The sequence below is a fragment of the Paenibacillus sp. S150 genome (assembly GCF_019352175.1).
GTDB lineage: Bacteria > Bacillota > Bacilli > Paenibacillales > Paenibacillaceae > Paenibacillus_AQ.
Window position 1 is genome coordinate 368,797 of record NZ_JACBYI010000001.1, and the last position, 18,469, is coordinate 387,265.

At 52.9% G+C, this 18,469-nt stretch carries 18 protein-coding genes; 1 reads left to right on the forward strand and 17 read right to left on the reverse strand.

The window, feature by feature from the left end; translation table 11 throughout:
- Positions 1-113 precede the first annotated feature (113 nt).
- Positions 114-845, forward strand: coding sequence for a TraR/DksA C4-type zinc finger protein (locus tag HYD27_RS01480; protein WP_219210603.1), 732 nt, complete (start codon positions 114-116; stop codon positions 843-845).
- 21 nt (positions 846-866) lie between these two features.
- On the opposite strand, the gene HYD27_RS01485 is transcribed toward HYD27_RS01480, so the two are convergent.
- From HYD27_RS01485 to HYD27_RS01565, 17 genes are all read right to left on the reverse strand, one after another.
- Positions 867-1,169: a DUF5665 domain-containing protein gene (locus tag HYD27_RS01485; protein ID WP_309242001.1), complete on the reverse strand. Its 303-nt coding sequence runs from the start codon at positions 1,167-1,169 to the stop codon at positions 867-869.
- A gap of 425 nt (positions 1,170-1,594) precedes the next feature.
- Entirely contained in the window at positions 1,595-4,687 is a 3,093-nt protein-coding gene (gene ileS, locus HYD27_RS01490) for an isoleucine--tRNA ligase (RefSeq protein ID WP_219210604.1), read from the reverse strand.
- A gap of 193 nt (positions 4,688-4,880) precedes the next feature.
- On the reverse strand, positions 4,881-5,303 hold the full coding sequence (locus HYD27_RS01495; protein WP_219210605.1) for a hypothetical protein: 423 nt from the start codon (positions 5,301-5,303) through the stop codon (positions 4,881-4,883).
- 553 nt (positions 5,304-5,856) lie between these two features.
- The gene (locus tag HYD27_RS01500; protein ID WP_219210606.1) at positions 5,857-6,342 is read right to left on the reverse strand and encodes a DivIVA domain-containing protein; all 486 of its coding nucleotides are present in this window, start codon (positions 6,340-6,342) and stop codon (positions 5,857-5,859) included.
- 332 nt (positions 6,343-6,674) lie between these two features.
- Positions 6,675-7,457 (reverse strand): YlmH family RNA-binding protein, encoded by a 783-nt coding sequence (locus HYD27_RS01505; RefSeq protein ID WP_219210607.1) that lies wholly within the window; start codon positions 7,455-7,457, stop codon positions 6,675-6,677.
- Positions 7,458-7,466: 9 nt separating this feature from the next.
- The gene (locus tag HYD27_RS01510; RefSeq protein ID WP_219210608.1) at positions 7,467-7,733 is read right to left on the reverse strand and encodes a YggT family protein; all 267 of its coding nucleotides are present in this window, start codon (positions 7,731-7,733) and stop codon (positions 7,467-7,469) included.
- 7 nt (positions 7,734-7,740) lie between these two features.
- Positions 7,741-8,184 carry a cell division protein SepF gene (locus HYD27_RS01515; RefSeq protein ID WP_219210612.1) on the reverse strand — a complete coding sequence of 148 codons (444 nt, stop codon included), beginning with the start codon at positions 8,182-8,184 and terminating at the stop codon, positions 7,741-7,743.
- Complete coding sequence (locus HYD27_RS01520) at positions 8,184-8,876, reverse strand: YggS family pyridoxal phosphate-dependent enzyme (RefSeq protein WP_219210614.1); 693 nt, start codon at positions 8,874-8,876, stop codon at positions 8,184-8,186. The genes HYD27_RS01515 and HYD27_RS01520 overlap by 1 nt, the downstream gene beginning before the upstream one ends.
- Before the next feature lie 3 nt (positions 8,877-8,879).
- Complete coding sequence (gene pgeF / locus HYD27_RS01525) at positions 8,880-9,737, reverse strand: peptidoglycan editing factor PgeF (RefSeq protein ID WP_219210616.1); 858 nt, start codon at positions 9,735-9,737, stop codon at positions 8,880-8,882.
- Positions 9,738-9,904: 167 nt separating this feature from the next.
- Positions 9,905-10,216 (reverse strand): YlmC/YmxH family sporulation protein, encoded by a 312-nt coding sequence (locus HYD27_RS01530; protein ID WP_219211101.1) that lies wholly within the window; start codon positions 10,214-10,216, stop codon positions 9,905-9,907.
- A 1,516-nt stretch (positions 10,217-11,732) separates the two neighbouring features.
- Positions 11,733-12,515 (reverse strand): RNA polymerase sporulation sigma factor SigG, encoded by a 783-nt coding sequence (gene sigG, locus HYD27_RS01535; protein WP_219210617.1) that lies wholly within the window; start codon positions 12,513-12,515, stop codon positions 11,733-11,735.
- A 79-nt stretch (positions 12,516-12,594) separates the two neighbouring features.
- Positions 12,595-13,314: an RNA polymerase sporulation sigma factor SigE gene (sigE, locus tag HYD27_RS01540; RefSeq protein ID WP_220101456.1), complete on the reverse strand. Its 720-nt coding sequence runs from the start codon at positions 13,312-13,314 to the stop codon at positions 12,595-12,597.
- 122 nt (positions 13,315-13,436) lie between these two features.
- Positions 13,437-14,384, reverse strand: a complete 948-nt coding sequence (gene spoIIGA / locus HYD27_RS01545; RefSeq protein ID WP_220101471.1) for a sigma-E processing peptidase SpoIIGA — start codon at positions 14,382-14,384, stop codon at positions 13,437-13,439.
- A 349-nt stretch (positions 14,385-14,733) separates the two neighbouring features.
- Complete coding sequence (locus tag HYD27_RS01550) at positions 14,734-15,618, reverse strand: Rpn family recombination-promoting nuclease/putative transposase (protein WP_219210619.1); 885 nt, start codon at positions 15,616-15,618, stop codon at positions 14,734-14,736.
- A gap of 118 nt (positions 15,619-15,736) precedes the next feature.
- A complete protein-coding gene (gene ftsZ / locus HYD27_RS01555) occupies positions 15,737-16,846 on the reverse strand; it encodes a cell division protein FtsZ (protein ID WP_219210620.1) in 1,110 nt (369 codons plus the stop codon).
- Positions 16,847-16,909: 63 nt separating this feature from the next.
- The gene (gene ftsA / locus HYD27_RS01560) at positions 16,910-18,172 is read right to left on the reverse strand and encodes a cell division protein FtsA (RefSeq protein WP_219210626.1); all 1,263 of its coding nucleotides are present in this window, start codon (positions 18,170-18,172) and stop codon (positions 16,910-16,912) included.
- Positions 18,159-18,341 (reverse strand): hypothetical protein, encoded by a 183-nt coding sequence (locus HYD27_RS01565; protein WP_219210628.1) that lies wholly within the window; start codon positions 18,339-18,341, stop codon positions 18,159-18,161. The genes ftsA and HYD27_RS01565 overlap by 14 nt, the downstream gene beginning before the upstream one ends.
- Positions 18,342-18,469: the final 128 nt, after the last annotated feature.

Here is an 18,469-nt window from a genome sequence, read left to right on the forward strand (position 1 = left end):
ACTATTTTCCAGCGCTAAAAAAAGACTTCCCCGGTCAAGCTAACAGAACGGGGCGGCGTACTGCCCGTACAAAGCGGACATCTGCCTTAAGCAATTGAAAGGAGCAACCTCCTATGAACCATCTGACACCAGAGCAGGTCTCCGGCCTGCGTGCAGCCCTGCTGCAGCAGCAACAGGAAATCACCCACAGGCTGAAGAACAATGAACACTACGGACTGCAGGACGCCATGCGGGACACCACCGGAGAGCTGTCCGAAATCGACAACCATCCCGGAGATGCCGCCACGGAGCTGTACAACCGCTCAATGGATATTTCCCTGCTGGAACGGGATGAGCACGAGCTGGATAATATCGCAGCTGCCTTGCAGGCTATGGATGAGGGAACCTACGGCATTTGCCTTGCCAGCGGCCAGCCCATTCCGTATGAGCGCTTGTCCGCCATTCCCTCCACAAGGTACTGCAAAGAGCACAATCCCAGGCAAAACGCCCCATTCACGCGTCCAGTGGAAGAGGAGCTGCTGTCCCCGCCCTTTGGACGCACCAGTCTGGACGAACGCGAGGACCAGAACGGTTTCGACGGCGAGGATGCCTGGCAGATTGTTGAAAGCTGGGGCAGCTCCAATTCTCCTGCCATGGCCGGGGACAATAACATCTCTTCTTATAATGATATGGAGATTGAGGCAGACGAAACGGAAGGCTTCGTGGAGCCTTGGGAAAACTTTATCGCCACCGATATCGGCGGCAACCATGTGACAGTTATTAAAGGCTCAAGCTACCGCCATTATATGGACAGCGGGGAAGGAAGCCATCTGCTCGACCCGTTAAGCAAAAAAGAAAAGGAGTAGCCGGAGGGCTGCTCTTTTTCCTTAGAAGGTCTTCAGTTCCAGCTGATGCTGCACGATCCGCACAATATCCGCAATGTAATCTCCGATGATCGGCAGATTGAGCGCCCCCAGTACCTGAAGCACATAAATAATTGTTGCGGCAAAAAAAGTAAAGCCCAGCGCAATCCCCAAACCGCGCGCCGTCCCCGACATGACATTCAGCCATATGAGCCGCCACGGGGAATTCAGCAGCTCCGTGTACTCGGCGATCCGCGACTTCTCCATCTGCCGGGCCAACCCGGCGGTAAGCCGGTAAACGGCGTTCAGCTTTTCTTCCTGGGGAATATCCTGGGGATCCCGGCTTGAATTGTGAAAATCCGCCGCAGGGTGCTCTTGGGTTTGACCTGGATTATGCAAAGCCGCGGTTTGTTGCTGCTTCCCCTGTTCCGGTTGTTGCGAAGGCGGCTTATTTAGCTGTTTCTGAGTCCTATTGTCTGTTTGGTTATCTATGCTGCTGTCCGTGCCGCTGCCTGCTCCTGAGGTTCTGATGGAGATTCTTCCGGTTTTCCCGGAGCTGTGCCTGTCTTCTTGCCGTCCCTCCATGGCATTGACTCCTTCCCTAGCGTCAGTCCCTTAAGGTTCACAAAGTAAACGAGCCCGGTCAAAAGAGAAGCTCTCTCTTTAAGCACCAGGCCCGTCATTTTGCGCTAATCCAAAGAACCTTTTCCTTTGCCGCTAGTATATGCCATTTGGGGACAGGTAATGCAGGTCTAGGCTCCGATGTGAATTCCGATCGATTTGCCGCCGGCATCCACGGACTCAAAGGCATGCCCACCGTCAAAATCAACCGTAGTCACAAGCACGTTCTCGCGGAGCACATGCTCAAACGCCGTCACTGCGGCCTTGAGCTCGTCGTCAACCTTCAGAGTGAGTGCGATTCTTTTCTCGATCGGCAGATCCAGGCGTCTGCGGTAATCCTGCACCGCGCGCACAATCTCACGCACCCAGCCTTCCTGCTCCAGCTCCGGCGTGATTTCGGTATTCAGCGCGACAGTAAGACCGTAACCGGATGCCGAGGCAAAACCGGGTTTGGCCTGCTTCTCCACGAGCAGCTCCTCCGCAGTGATCTGCAGCTCTTCCCCTTCCGGAGAGACAATGGCGATGACGCCGTCCTGCACCGTTTTGCGGGTAGCTTCGCTGTCGAGTGCTTTCAGGAAGCCTTGGAGGAAGCTGACGTTTTTACCGTATTTTTTACCGGCTACCTTGAGATTAAGCTTCAGGGCAAAATCAACAAATCCGCTGTCGCTGTTCTCCACCACAATCTCCTTGACATTGATCTCATCCTTGATGAGCTCTTCATAATCCGTTACATGGAAGCTGCGGTCGATCGAAACAATCAGCCCGGAGAGGGGCTGGCGCGTCTTAATGCCCGACTCGTTGCGGACGTTCCGGGCCAGTTCAACGATCTGCCGGGCGCTCTCCATATCCTGCTCCAGCTCCAGATCGATCAGACTCTCGTCAGCCGCAGGGTAATCCGCCAGGTGCACGCTTTCCCCGCCGCCCAGGTTCGTAAAGATATCCTCGGACAGCATCGGTGTAAATGGCGCCATGAGCGTAGCTGTGGTCAGCAGAACATGCGTCAGGGTGCGGTATGCGTCAAGCTTCTCTTCGCCCAGCCCGCTGCCCCAGAAACGGTCGCGTGAACGGCGGATGTACCAGTTGCTCAGCTCATCCACAAAATTCTCAACCGCTTTGGAGGTATTGACGAAATCATTGACGGCGAGGCCCTTATCGACCACAAGGATCAGACTGTTCATGCGGGACAGAATCCAGCGGTCCAGCTTGTGCCCGGATACTTTGAACGGATGCGCCGCCGGATCGTAGCCGTCAATGCCGGCATACAGCGTCAGGAACGCGTGGGTGTTGACCAGCGTATCCACAACCTTGGACTTGGTCTCTCCCACCAGGCCGCGCGAGAAGCGTTTGTTGTTCCATGGCGCGCTGTCGGAGAGGATCGCCCAGCGGAAGGCATCCGTGCCGTATTCGTTCATGATCTCCCAAGGGTCGATGACATTGCCTTTGGATTTGGACATTTTTTGACCGTTCTCATCCAGGATGTGGCCAGTGGCGATGACTGCCTTGTAAGGCGCTTTGCCTTTGAAAAGAGTAGAGACGGCAAGCAGACTGTAGAACCAGCCGCGTGTCTGGTCGATCCCTTCACAGATCATGTCCGCCGGATATTGATCCTCCAGCTTACCGGCATTCTCGAACGGATAGTGGCTCTGGGCAAACGGCATCGAACCGCTGTCGAACCAGACGTCGATCACCTCGGAGGTACGCACCATCACACCGCCTTCGCTGAACGGGCTCCGCAGCTTGATGTTGTCCACGTAAGGCTTGTGCAGCTCGATATCCTCAGGCACTTCGCGGGTAGCCATCGATCTCAGCTCAGCGATACTGTGCGGCGCAAACTCCTTGCCGGTGTCCTGGCAGACCCAGACATTCAGCGGCGTGCCCCAGTAGCGGTTGCGGCTGATATTCCAGTCCACCAGCTCATCCAGGAACTTGCCGAAACGTCCTTCGCGCACATGCTCGGGATACCAGTCCACGCTGTTGTTATTGGCAATCAGCTGATCCTTGATCGCCGTTGTGTTGATGAACCAGCTGTCTGTTGCATAATAGAGCAGCGGAGTATCGCAGCGCCAGCAGAACGGATAGCTGTGCTCGTATTTCTCTTTGCTGTACAGAAGTCCCTTCTCAGAGAGCACCTTCACGATGTCCAGATCGCAATCCTTCACAAAGCGTCCGGCAAAACCGGAAACCACCCCGGTATATTTACCGGAAGTATCCACCACATTGACAAAGCTGATGCCATTCTCGCGGCAGCTCTTATAGTCATCTTCACCGTGTGCCGGAGCCATGTGTACGATCCCGGTACCGCTGGAATCCGTAACGAAGGACGCGCCGACAATCACATTATGTCTCTCGGCCTTGATATATCCGAATGGCGGAGTATAGCTCTGGCCGATGAAGTCCGAGCCCTTGTGTGCGGACAGGATCGTGTAATCGCCCTTCAGCACCTCTTCCACAAGATTCTTAGCGAGCACATACACGCCATCTTCCTGCTGGGCGCGGACATAATCCATGTCCGGGTTCATCGCCAGCGCCATGTGCGCCGGAAGCGTCCAAGGCGTGGTCGTCCAGGCCAGCACATAGTCACCGCTGCCTTCCAGCCTGAACTTGGCGGTTGCGCTCAGATCTTTGACCGTCTTGTAGCCCTGCGCCACTTCATGCGAGCTCAGCGTCGTCTGGCAGCTCGGGCAATACGGGCTTACGCGGTGTCCGCGGTAGAGCAGACCTTTCTCATGCACCGTAGCGAGGATGTTCCATTCACTCTCAATATACGTATTGTCCAGGGTTACATACGGATTGTCGAGATCAGTCCAGTAGCCGATGGCTTCTGTAAATTCGCGCCATTGCTTCTCATAGCCGAACACACTTTCCTTGCATTCCCTGATGAATTTCTCAACGCCGTACTCTTCAATCTCCTGCTTGCCGGAGATGCCGAGCTTCTTCTGCACGCCAAGCTCAACCGGAAGACCGTGTGTATCCCAGCCTGCCTTACGCACTACCCGGTAGCCCTTCATTGTCTGATAGCGGCCGATAAAGTCCTTGATGACCCGGCCCAGCACATGCCCGATATGCGGCGCGCCGTTTGCGGTCGGCGGACCTTCATAGAACACATAGTTCGGGCGGCCTTCACGGTTCTCCATGGATCTGCGGAACGTATTTTCATCGCTCCATTTCTTCAAGATGCGGACGTCTCTGGCCCGCGCCTTTTCTCTGACATCTACTTTCTGCATTTGGTGGGTCAATCCTTCCCTGGTTTTGTCTTAAAACCTCTCCGATCCCTCCCAAACCCTCCCTTAGCCAAGGGAGGCCCCCAAGGGCTCCGCCCTCTGGACACCCGGAAGTTGTCTAAATACGGAGGAGAGGCGGTTTTTGATCTATTGTTGCAGTCATGCCCGCTTATCGCCGCAAGCGGCACGCTCTACCTCAAGCCCCCGGCCCGCGAACCCGCAGGGCAGCGCTGGGCCGGGGGCCTCTTGCGGCGGTTGGCGCGCCCGCCGCTGCTCTTGCTTGGGCCACCCGGCCCGCGAACCCGCAGGGCAGCGCTGGGCCGGGGCCTCTTGCGGCGGTTGGCGCAGCCCGCCGCTGCTCTGCTCTTGCTTGGGCCACCCGGCCCGCGAACCCGCAGGGCAGCGCTGGGCCGGGGCCTCTTGCGGCGGTTGGCGCGCCCGCCGCTGCTCTGCTCTTGCTTGGGCCACCCGGCCCGCGAACCCGCAGGGCAGCGCTGGGCCGGGGGCCTCTTGCGGCGGTTGGCGCGCCCGCCGCTGCTCTTGCTCTTTGCTTGGGCTCTTCCGCAGTTAAGGCTCCGCAGGCGTACCCGTTAGGGGAGCCTAAGAAGGGCCGCTCCACCGCCGAACAAATCCTTTCCCTTCCGCAGACGCCCATTTTACCACGAACAATCCCTTGTTGCGGGTGTCCAGAGGGCGGCCAGCCCTTGGGGTCCCCCTTAGAAGGGGGATTTAGGGGGATGCAAAATCAAAAGCGTCGCCCCGCCCCCAAAGGGGCGAGACGACGCTCGCGATACCACCCTAATTCTGCGCCTCACGCACATCCTTAGGGGGAGTGTATTCAGCACAATCTCAGTTCCGCGCAAATAGCTGACACGCGGGTCCGGGATAACGTCCGGCCGACGGCATAAGCCTACACACGCGCCTGAACGCTTCAGCTTAGCTTCTAGGGGAAGATTTTCCGAGCAAGGCATGAACAATCGGCTCGCAGCAATCACCGACTCTCTGGAGAACGTTACCTTATCGTACTTGTCCCGTCATCGAATAGATATGAACATTTAAAAGATATGTTCTAATTATAGACGTTTTGAGCTGAAATGTCAATCCTGAGACAGCGGCGCTCCGCAACAGATTATGAATGGGATAGCCTGAGCCAGGCTATCTATTCTTATTAATCAGAGCGCGTTCTCACTCACTTCACGGCTCTCCAGGGCATTCCAGTCATCCGTGGACAGCAGCTCCAGCTGCGCTTCCAGCAGTGTACGGAAACGGGTGCGGTAGATTGAGGCCTGCTTGCGCAGCTCTTCCGTCTCGATCGCAACCTTACGGGATTTGGACAACGCTTCGTTGATGATCCGGTCGGCGTTTTTTTCCGCTTCCTTGATAATCAGCTGCGATTCCTTCTTGGAGTTGTTCTTCACATCATCTGCGGCTTCCTGGGCAACGATGATCGTTTTGGACAGGCTTTCTTCAATATTGACAAAATGATCAAGCCGCTCCTGCAAGGACAAAAGCTGATTGTGCAGCTCTTTGTTCTCACGGATGACGCTCTCATAATCCTTGATCACCTGATCCAGAAATTCGTTGACCTCGTCTTCATCATAACCGCGGATTCTCCGGGAGAACTCCTTGTTATGTATATCGAGCGGTGTTAATGGCATGCTGTGCACCTCCTAGAAATTTCGGACCTCTTGTGCCCCTGAACCCTAATCTGTCCCGCAGACCCAAGAAGAAAGACTGTATTGTATAGAAACGGCTGCTCCGTCCTCTGAAAAGAGGCGGCTTCCTTTTCTGCAAACTATAAGATCAGTCACAGTACGATACCTATATACCTGATACTCATAGTTCAAGTATACGCGGATTGCGGAATTGCATCCGGCTGCCGCTTCAAGGTCCGCCTCTTCTACAAGTATCGGCGTCCAGCTTTTAAAATGTCTGGTTCCCTATAGAGATATTCAAATTCGACAGGCAGCGCCGGATTCCTGCATGAGTTTCAGACAAATTTGCCGACCTGCACCCGGTAACGGCCTTTTTTGGTCAGACTGCCGATCTCCAGAACCTTAAAGCGGCCAAAACCCTGAATGGAGACCATATCCCCATCCTTAAGCCCGCAGGATGGATCTTCCTCCACCTTCCAGTTGACGCGGACGCGTCCGGCTTTGATGGGGGCAAGAATCTTGCTCCGGCTAAGACGGGTCACATCCGCAGCAATGCCGTCAAGCCGCAGCGAGGCAACCGTAATCTCCAGCGTCTCCAGCTTCACACTGCTGCTGCGCAGAGCGGCTAACGGCAAAATCTCCGTACTGACGCTGATTCTGTGTACCCCCGTCAGATTCATGGCCAAATAATCGGCAATGTCCGCCGATACAACCACATGACAGCCATCCTCCAGGACATGGATATCGCCGATTTTCCCTCTTTTTATTCCCAGTCCAAGGATTGCGCCCATGTAATCCCCATGCTCCAATGCCAGAAACTTCTGTTCACCCGAGGAGATGGCGAGCACCCTAAGCTCCATATCCTCTCCCGCAAGATCACGGTAATCCGGAGCCACCAGAGCCCGCTTCCGCTCCGCCTCCTCCGAGCCGCCTTCCCATCTTACAGAGACATCGGGATGACGGTTCGCAAGCGTCTGCAGAATGAAGCCCTGACGGGGGTCCAAAAATTCAGTCAGCCTGGTCTCATGATACTCTCCTGCACTGGTAACCCATTCCCAGGCCTTGTCCACAAATTGCCGTTCATCGGGGTGAAAATGTCCGTAAATTCCGTTCTTCATCGCAGCAGCCTAAAACAGATATATAACAAGATACTGCAATCCGTTCTTTGCAAACTCCAGGACAAACAGCGCGATAATCGGGGAGATATCTATCGTCCCGAACAGTGCCGGAATAATGCGCCGGAATGGCGTCAGGTAGGGCTCCACCAGCTTTCCAAGCAATTCTCCGATGAAGCTGTCCCGCACATTCGGCAACCAGGACATAAGGACGTAGAAAATGATCATCACAAAGTAAATGTTGTATAGAATATCAATAATTAGTAGTATTTGGGACAAAGCCCATTCACCTCATTCTGTTGTAGTCTTGATCGTCACCCAGAATTTCCGAAATGGAGCCTTGAATTTCAACGGTATCCGGCGTGCACATGAATATATTGCCCCCAATCTTGGAGATTCCTCCGCCCAGGGCATAAACGGTTCCGCTGAGAAAATCAATGATGCGCATCGCCTGATCATTCCGGACGCGCTGCAGATTGATGACTACGGTGCGGTGGGATCGGAGATGGTCGGCGATTTCCTGGGCTTCTTCATAAGAGCGGGGCTCATACAGCACGACCTTCACATTTTTTTGCGAATGGATACTGACGACGTTTGCCCGCTGATTTTTGCGGGTTTCCACAGGGGCAGGCTCGTATTCGTCTTCATCGCGGGAAATTTGCTCCCGCTCCACAACTTCCTCTTCCTCCTGCAAGCCCAAAAAACTCATAAACCGGTTCATCACGCCCATCAAGCTCCCTCCTCATGACCTACTAATACCGTACCCAGGCGAACCTGGGTGGCTCCTTCCTCTATCGCCACTTCAAAATCATTCGACATTCCCATCGACAGCTCCCGGATAGGCTCAGGCGTCAAGGCCAGCAGGTTCAGCTCATCCCTCAGCTCCCGGAGCCCCCGGAACACCGGGCGGGTCTGCTCCGGCTCCGCCTCGTAAGGGGCCATGGTCATCAGTCCGATGACCTTGATACGGTGCAGACCGGCGATTTCACGCAGAAATTCCGGCACCGCCCCGGGCGCAAGACCGAACTTTGTATCCTCTCCCGAAATGTTCACCTGAAGAAAAACATTTACGGCAAGTCCTGCGGCATCGGCCTTTTTGTGCAGCTCCCGTGCCAGCGACAAACGGTCAAGCGAGTGTATATATTGAAATTTGCCAATAACATCCTTCACCTTATTGGTCTGCAAATGCCCGATGAAATGCCAGGTCCCCTTATGTCCCAGGGCATTCCACTTTGGTTCAGCATCCTGCCAGCGGCTCTCGGCGATATCCTCAAGTCCTGCATCCAGCACAGCGGATACCGTTTCCAGAGACACATATTTGGTCACTGCGATAACCTTGACATCCGCCGCATCCCGGCCGCTTGCCGCACAGGCACGTGCTACACGTTCCTTTACCCCGGCTATTCTTTCCTGCAGTGTCAACGTTCAGCTCTCCTTTATTCCGATCCAGCTCGTCATTCTTCCTGTAACTCCATTTTCCTTCCGGTACGAAAAGAACAGATCCTGATTACAGCTTGTACACCATGATGTACATTCGATATGAGTCGGCAATATTCCTGCTTTAATCATAATGCGTCGATTCATTTCTTTCAAGTTCAGCATGCTTTTCCGGTGATCCGCTTCCGACATTCTATATAAGTCCGGTACGCCTCCGCGGGGGGGCGCCGGCTCCAGTTCCCCTTCAAGCCGGTGGATATGATTCATCACATAGTCGTCCACTTCATAGCAGCAGTCACCGGTGGATGGCCCTATTCCGGCAAGAATATCCCGGGGGCGGCTGCCATAGGCGCTCTCCATACGGGCAACCATTGCGGCGGCAATCTCCGCCACGGTCCCTTTCCAGCCCGCATGCGCGAGTCCCACCGCTTTTACCAGCGGGTCATAGAAGTAGAGGGGAACGCAATCGGCATAAAATGAGGTCAAAAGCACACCCGGCACGCTGGTAAGCAAACCATCCGTTGCCTGAAAGGCCGACGCCCTGTCCAAACTCCCCCGGCCGCGGTCTTCTGCCTTCACGACTGCTATATCTTTTCCATGGGTTTGCTCTCCGCAGGTCCAGTCCTGTATTGTAAACCCGAGGCTCCCGGCAAGCAATGTACGGTTCGCGAGAACATCCTCGGGCTTATCCCCAACATGAAAGGCACAGTTAAAGCTGTCATAAGGCGCCTTGCCAAAGCCCCCCCGCCTGCCCGTGAACCCTGCCGTAATTTCTGCATGCTCCGCAAGCCATGGCTCCAGATGAAGCAGCATCGGCATCCCGCTTTTTTGCATAAACGGCTCCATATCTTCACCTCCGCCTAAGTGTACCACAAGATGCCCCCACAAGGCGGTGCCTGCTCCGCGTTCAGCACAGCCCTGTACTTGATACATCCCCAAATTAAGTAGAAACATAAGCCTGCTTGCTCGCCTGAACCCTATAATACTTATTTTCAAAAAAAAGACGCACTCTGTCAATAAGTGCGCCGTTCACTGCGGTCTCCCCGCTCCAGATACATGGTTTCCCGTTCTTCCTGATTTTGCGGCATCCGGATTTCCTCCATCTTGACCAGTACGACATCGGCACCGATCTTCACAATATTCCGCCAGGGAATAATCAAATCCGTACCTCCTCCGAAAAGGCCCATGAAGCGTGTATACCCCGGGATAATGATGGCATCAATCACGCCGCGGCGAAGATCCAGCTCCAGATCACTGATCTGCCCCAGGCGCTTCCCGTCGACAATATTGATCACATCCTTCGTCTGAAAATCGGAGATTTTCATTTTTTTGCTGCCGCCTATAGAATCGTCGTTCACCTCGCCACCCCTGTACATTCAGACGTATAGTCCAATATATGTTATCCGGGCTTGGCAACATGCCATGATTAATTTATTGCGGCACTCCAAGCTGTAAGTGAGGATATAGACCTTGCAGCAAGCAGAAACGGCTTCGCCGTCCTTGACCGGGCAGCGCAGCCGTTTGCATTTCAGGTGTAAGGCTGGCTGCTGAAGCCAGGCGGGGAGCCAGGCGGAAACGGTCACCTCATATTCCCCCGGCCCCTTTTCCGCAAGCGTTAGTGGAAAAAAGGATACCTCATCCATCCGTTTCTCCCCCTTACAGAGGAATACGCCTACATTAAGATGTACTTGAACCATTCATCCAAAGGGCAGCCGTTTTAGTGGTAAAAAGGATAACTAATCCACCGCATTCGGAGACTGGATCATCCCTAGTGGGAAAAAGTACAACTAATCCGGCTGAAATCAGCCATATGGGGGGAGCGGGCCTCCATGAAGTGTACAAAATCCCACTAAAACCCGTTAAAGCCAGGATTCCAGCCCATTAGTGTTACTTTTTCCACTTCGCTTCAGTCCCCTATGAATCTCCTCCTATGCGTTCCATCAGCTTGTTCAGGTTCGCCGGTTCATTTCATATAAGCCGGTTCCATTCATATACATTAAGTTTCTTTATTGTGTTTTTTAAAGATGACAGAACCGCCTCCCGCTTAAACAGCGGAGCGGACGGACAGACCCGCGGAACAGCGGCAGCGGCCGCCTGGGTCTCCGGATTTTCACCGCTAAGAGACTGCGACAAAATAAAGTACCGCTACATTGTTGACAAACTCCCAAAACCGTGGAGATTTTGTCAACAAAAGCGGATACCAATTTCCTCGCTGCTCCTAAGGGGAATGAAAAAAAATCTGGAGAGCACAGCGACCCGGACAATGCTCCGTTCGCGGAGCCGTCCACTCCAAAAGCCTGCGTATATCCTGCGCAAGTGGAAACGGCTTCGCCGTCCTTATAAGGACGGTATCCGTTTCAGCGGGAAAGATAAGGCTAATTTATAGCCTGAAACCTATAAATTCTCTTTCAAAATAACCCCACAAAGCCATCGTTGCCGCTGCCGCGGCACCACAGAGGATGGAAATGGGGGGTAGATTTTGTTGCGTTTAATTTCTTGCGGCCTTTAAGCAATTATCCTCATCCGTAAAGTTATTTCCAGGGTAGCGGGGCCTTAGCTTCGATGATGACTCAGGTACTTTGCGGGGACTCCAAAACATATAAACCTGAATTTCGAAAGTGAATTGAACCAATCCAGATCGGACAAGGGATACCCCCCCTTTTCCTTCACCCAGGTGCAAGCTGTTTTTAGCAAGAAATCCCTTCGTGTAGAGCTTTTTAGATGATTTGTGGATACTTACTTTCGAAATTCAGGATAAATTCTCTTTTAAAAAAAGGATGTCCGGGCAGCCGCCCTTCGGCAGCTTCCGGAACACCCTTGTCGCAATCCCGCTATTTGTGTTTAAGACTTTACATGCTTCTGCATCTGCTGAATGGCCGACTTCTCAAGCCGGGAGACCTGGGCCTGCGAAATGCCAATCTCATCCGCAACCTCCATTTGGGTTTTTCCTTCAAAAAACCGCATGGACAGAATACGCTTCTCCCGCTGCCCCAGCCGCTGCATCGCTTCACGGAGCGCAATTTCCTCGATCCACGTCACATCCTTATTTTTGTCATCGCTGATCTGGTCCATCACGTATATCGGATCTCCGCCGTCATGATAGATCGGCTCAAACAGGGAAACCGGGTCCTGAATGGCATCGAGGGCAAACACCACATCTTCTTTGGGAACGCCGAGCGCCTCGGAGATTTCGAAGATCGTCGGCTCCCGTGAATTCTGATTCGTCAAGCTGTCCCGCACCTGCAAGGCCTTGTAGGCAATGTCACGCAGGGAGCGCGATACCCGGATCGGGTTATTGTCGCGTAAGTACCTGCGGATTTCACCGATGATCATCGGCACGGCATAGGTGGAGAACTTCACATTTTGCGATAGGTCAAAATTATCGATGGCTTTCATCAGGCCGATACAGCCAACCTGGAACAGATCGTCAACGAACTCTCCCCGATTGTTGAACCTTTGAATAACGCTAAGAACGAGTCTAAGGTTACCGTTAACCAATTTCTCTCTGGCGGATCGCTCGCCCTGCTGCTGCAGCGAAGTGAACAGCTCCCGCATTTCCACGTTCGTCAGAACGGGCAGCTTGGCGGTGTCCACACCGCAAATCTCGACTTTATTTCGGGTCATGATGATTTACCTCCCAAGGAGAAACATTACTGTACATTATCTCCCCGGCCCGGCATTTTATTCCTTGGCTTTTTAAAGCTTACACCATCTTGTTGAACTCTTTGCGCAGCCGCTTGATAATTCTTTTTTCCAGGCGCGAAATGTAGGATTGGGAGATTCCCAGCAGATCAGCCACATCCTTTTGCGTTTTTTCTTCCCCGCCGCGCAGCCCGAAACGCAGCTCCATAATCAGTCTCTCCCGCTCGCTGAGCTTCTCCAGCGCCTTCTGCAGCAGCTTGCGGTCCACCTGCTCCTCAATGTTCCGGTAGATGGTGTCATTCTCCGTACCCAGCACATCCGACAGCAGCAGCTCGTTGCCATCCCAGTCAATATTCAGCGGTTCGTCAAAGGAAACCTCGCTCCGCGTTTTGCTGTTGCGGCGCAAATACATCAGAATCTCATTTTCAATGCAGCGCGAGGCGTAGGTGGCCAGCTTGATTTTTTTCTCCGGATCAAAGGTGTTGACAGCCTTGATCAGGCCAATTGCCCCGATGGACACCAGATCCTCGATATTGATGCCGGTGTTCTCAAATTTGCGGGCAATATAGACCACCAGCCGCAGGTTGCGTTCAATCAGCATGGCACGGACCGCCGCATCGCCGCTTGAGAGCCGCTGCAGCAGGAACTCCTCTTCTTCTCTTGTCAGGGGTGGAGGCAGAGCCTCGCTCCCGCCGATATAATAGATTTCCTGGCTCTTCAGCCCCAGCAGAAACAGCACGCGGTAATATTGCAGCTGCAACGCAATCTTCCATTTGAACATTATTGTTCCTCCTCCAAGAAATGCACAGTAGCCCTAGGATGAATTTTTCTCCTGATGCCATTCCGCCTCTATCTTTCAGCCGCCGGGAGCACACACGCAGCAGCTTGCCGGCTGAGCCAAAATCAGGAAGGCACCGCCGCCTCCGCAGCGGATTCTCTTTGGGTCAGGTCAGGATGTATGACCGCCCGGTACGCGCCGTCTCCCGACAGTGTCCCGCCATCCAGCCCGATAAGGACCCTTTGGCTGACAAAGGTCTCCTCCCCGAGCTTTATCGTCACCAGATCCGGCTTCAGTGCGAGCATAAACGATGCTCCGCGGTTGATTCCCCTATAGGGTACAAGCCGCAGCCGGTCCTGCCAGGCAAAAGACTGCCCGTCCGCTTCCAGCAAAAGCTTGTCGGCGCCCATCCGGGTCAGCCTTCCTTTCCAGGAGGCCGGCAAATGCTCCTCCCACAGCGATGCCTCCATGACCATCACCGGAATCCGGGTCAACGGATCGTTCAGACGGTTGCCTGTGTCCAGCAGACCCGGACAAGAGACCAGTACTCCATCAATATCTACACATACTTCACCGATGTACGTCTCCAGCTGCTCCCTCCTGGCTCTGGAGGCATGGATCAGCTTGAAGAGCAGCAGAACCCCCGGAAGCATCGCAAGCACGAACCAAAAGCCGATTTTCAGCCGGTAGGCTTGGCCTCCGGAGGAGGTGAACAGAATGCCGTTCCAGATGTCGCCGGAGCTCTGCAGCAAATAGTGAATCCCGACAATGCCGCCCGCTGCCGCAAAATTAATGATATAAAATGCCCCTAATGCCCGAAGATAGCTTTGCAGACTCCTGAATCCAAAAGCGATCCACAGCATCAACACCGACAATCCGAACTTGATAAGAAAGGTGTACAGGAAGGAAAGCTCCGGCACAAACATCATCACCACATAAAGTGCGCCAACCAGCGCGGAGAGAGCGAGCCGCCACCAGGAGACTTTCATTTTGACAAGCCAGCCCGTCAGCCATAAAAGAATTCCGTCGATCAGCAGATTGGCAGCGAAAATCAAGTCAATATAAACAACCAGTGCATTCACCTGCCTGCAAACGGATTCTATCCGGAGTCCGAGGATCAGGCTCTCTTTTTGGACGATAAGTTTAGTATAGAAAGAGTCGCTTCCAAAGTCTGTCTAAACTTGGGGGGCATTCCTGATGTTTTTTTGTCGGTTTATAGGTTTATGGCATGCAATACTTTTCAAGCTTGCCCTGTCCGGTTTGGTTTGGATATCCAAGATTCCGAACGCTAAATAACCCCACAAAGTGGGGCCTTGGCTTCGATGATGACTCAGGTACTTTGCGGGGACCCCAAAACATATAAATTCTTATATTTCTAAAAAGCCGGCCTCGGATAGGCCGGCTTGAAACAGGCAAATGCCCTCAATTGATAGATTTCATTTCCTCGTCCGTCAGCCCCGTCGCTGCCTGAATGGATGAGCGGTCCAGTCCCATAGCCAGCAGGTTCCTTGCAATCTCCAGCTTGGCTTCTCTCTCCCCCTCCTTTATCCCCTCTTTTTTCCCTTCTTTCAATCCTTCTTTGATTCCCTTAGCAAAGCCTTCCCTTTCAGCCCCGTCACGCTGCGAGGCTTCGTCATGCAGAAACTTCTGGCGGTCTTCGTATTTACGCCGGGCTTCAGAATCCTGGCTTAAAAATTCCAGCGTTTCCATCGCCTTTCTCAAGGCCGGTTCGTTCATCCGCAGTACCTCCCAATCCGAATTGTCGCTCCCTTTCAAGAAAAGCAGCCAATTGACCAAACCGCCTTCGCCGGGAACAGCAGGCTGATTCAGCTTAGGCAGTTCCAGAAAATGAATTTCGATGTCATCCGTAAGGCGTGCGCCGCTAATATCTTCCCGCAGATGAAAGACGCTGTGAGTATGTTCATTCGGCAGCACTTTATAATTTAAAATATTGATGGTTACGCATTTTTTGAGTTCTGTGTATCTGCCGCCGGTCTGCAGCTGTCCGGAGTATCGCTTGCTCCAATAATATAAGGTCCGCTTCTCCATATCATATTTATTAAACAGCTGCATTTCAATATTAATCAGCTTTCCATCCACAGTCTTCGCCCAAATATCGAAAATCGACTGCTTATCCAGCGGATCATCCTTGTCCGTATAAGGGTTCAGCAGGACCACTTCATCCAGAGGCGAATCCCCGGCATCCATAAAAATACGGTTCAAAAAAGCCAGCAGCACATCCTTGTTGTTCTCGCTTGCAAAAATCCGCTTAAACACAAAATCCACCCGGGGGTCCAGCAATTCCATAATATTCACTCCCGTTATCCGTATTATAACAGCATAAAAACAAAAAAACACCGTACCCGGCCATAGCATATAGCTATGGGGATACGGTGCTTCCGTAAACGTGTATGCGGCCTGCAGACTAATCGTTGTTGCCGCGTGTGCGGTTGCGCAGGAAGGTCGGGATGTCCAACTGGTCAGAAGAGGTCGTCTGGTTGCCAAAAGGACGAAGGTTGGCCTTGTCGGCCGCAGGCTCACTGCTTGCTGCCGGGCGGCGGTTAGGAGCAATAGGGGATGGCTTATGCTCAAAGCCGGTGGCGATCACCGTAACTTTAATTTCATCCTTCATGCTCTCCTCAATGATTGCCCCGAAGATCATGTTCACTTCAGGATCGGAAGCGGAGGTAACGATCTCAGCCGCTTCGTTGACTTCATACAGGGAGAGGTTGGAGCCGCCCGTGATGTTCATAATTACGCCGCGCGCACCTTCAATGGATGTTTCCAGCAGAGGGCTCATAATTGCTTTGCGGGCCGCTTCCGAGGCACGGTTCTCGCCGGTGGCAATTCCGATGCCCATCAGGGCGGAGCCGCGTTCAGTCATAATGGTCTTCACATCGGCAAAGTCAAGGTTGATCAGACCCGGAACAGCGATCAGATCGGAGATGCCCTGCACAGCTTGCCGGAGCACATTATCCGCTTCGCGGAAGGCCTCCAGCATCGGTGTTTTCTTATCCACAATTTCAAGCAAGCGGTCATTCGGGATGACGATAAGGGTATCTACCTTTTCTTTCAAGGCTTCAATTCCGAGCTCGGCTTGATTGGAGCGTTTTCTTCCTTCAAAAGTAAACGGACGCGTCACAACTCCGACGGTCAGCGCTCCGCATTCTCTGGCGATTTCAGCAATTACAGGCGCTGCGCCTGTACCGGTTCCCCCGCCCATGCCTGCGGTTACAAATACCATATCCGCGCCTTTAAGCGTATTGGAAATCAGATCGCGGGATTCTTCGGCCGCTTTCTTGCCCACCTCCGGATTGGCGCCGGCGCCGAGTCCCCGGGTAAGCTTGTCCCCGATTTGCAGTTTATGCTCCGATTTGGCCATATGCAGCGCTTGGGCATCTGTATTAACCGTGATGAATTCAACACCCTGAACGCCATTTTCAATCATCCGGTTGACAGCATTGCTTCCGCCGCCGCCTACGCCGATGACTTTTATTTGCGCCAAGCTCTCCATTTCAAAATCAAATTCCAACATATTGTTCCATCTCCCCCTAGAATAGTGCTTGGATGGCCGGTCCAAGTATATCTGGACTTACACTTATATGAACTCGCTGAACATATTCTTTAGTCGTTCCACCAAACCGGGCTTTTTCGCGGCATCCGGGCTTGGTACGGCGTTCTGCTTGTTTCGGCTGACCGTCTTCTTGTTGCCGCTGCCGCCGCCGCCGCGTCCGCGGTAGCTGCGGACAACATTGTGCAGGATCCCCACACCGCCGGTGAAGCCGGGATCCCGGACACCGATATAATCAGGCACCGCTATGCGCACAGAGGCTGCCAGCTCAGTCTGGGCTGCCTTCAATACACCGGGCATGGATACTGTCCCACCCGTTAATATATAACCTCCGGGAAGCTCAGTGTAACCAAGCCGTTTCACTTCCTGACGAATCAGATGAAAAATCTCCTGCACTCTCGGCTCGATAATCGCCGCCAGATCTTCCTGGTTGAACTCTTTTTCCACATTGCTGCCGATACGCAAAACCTTGAACACTACGTCAGAAGCGGCATCGTCTATCCAGGCACAGCCATATTTCAGCTTGACCTTCTCCGCCTGATCGGTAAGCGTACGAAGTCCGTAGGCAATATCATTGGTTACAAATTCTCCGCCGATCGGGATCGTGGAGGTTGCACAAAGGGAACCCTCTTCATATACGGCTATCGTCGTTGAACCTGCACCGATGTCTACCAGCACAGCGCCCATTGATTTCTCATCTTTGGAAAGCGCCAATCCACCGGCTCCAAGAGACATCAGCACAAGATCTTTAACTTTCAGCCCTGATTTCTCCACACAGCGAAGCAGATTATGTATTGGCGTCTTGGCTCCGGTAATGATCGTCGCTTCAACCTCCAGACGAACACCAATCATTCCGCGAGGATCCTGGATACCTTCAAGACCGTCTACAATATATTGTTTGGCGACAACGTCAATCACTTCGCGTTCAGGAGGCAGTGCGATGACCTCAGCAGCCTTGATTACCCGGTCAATGTCATCCTCGCCGATTTCGCGGTCCTCATTCTGAACGGCAACAACGCCATGACTGGACTGCAGGCCGATATGATTGCCGGAGATGCCGACATAGACCTCGGAGATTTGGATGCCAACCATCTGCTCTGCATGTTCTACAGCGCTCTTGATAGATTGCACGGTCTGGTCGATATCTACGATCGCACCCTTGCGTATTCCTTCTGAATCAGCAGATCCAACGCCAATAATATTAAAGGTTCCATTGGTAACTTCCCCAATTATTGCCCGAACTTTGGATGTACCGATGTCCAAACTAACAATGATGTCATTGTTGCTCAAGCCCTATGGCACCTCCTGTTATGATCAAAATAGATGGTGAAGCCAGCAAAACAGCTTGCTCCCGGTCCCGGGAAACTTCTCTGTACATATTCAACATACCTAATCCTTTCCCTCTTTTTTCTACAAATTTTTTGAATGGAATAATATAACAAGCATTCCGCATAAACATAGATGCTTCCTAAAATCTGTAAATCAAGAAGACTTTCAAGTAAAAATAAGTGTAATAAAGAAATACCATCCATATTTACGGCTTCAGTTCAAAAAATCCGGAGAAAAAAGAGGGATGCAGCTTATTAC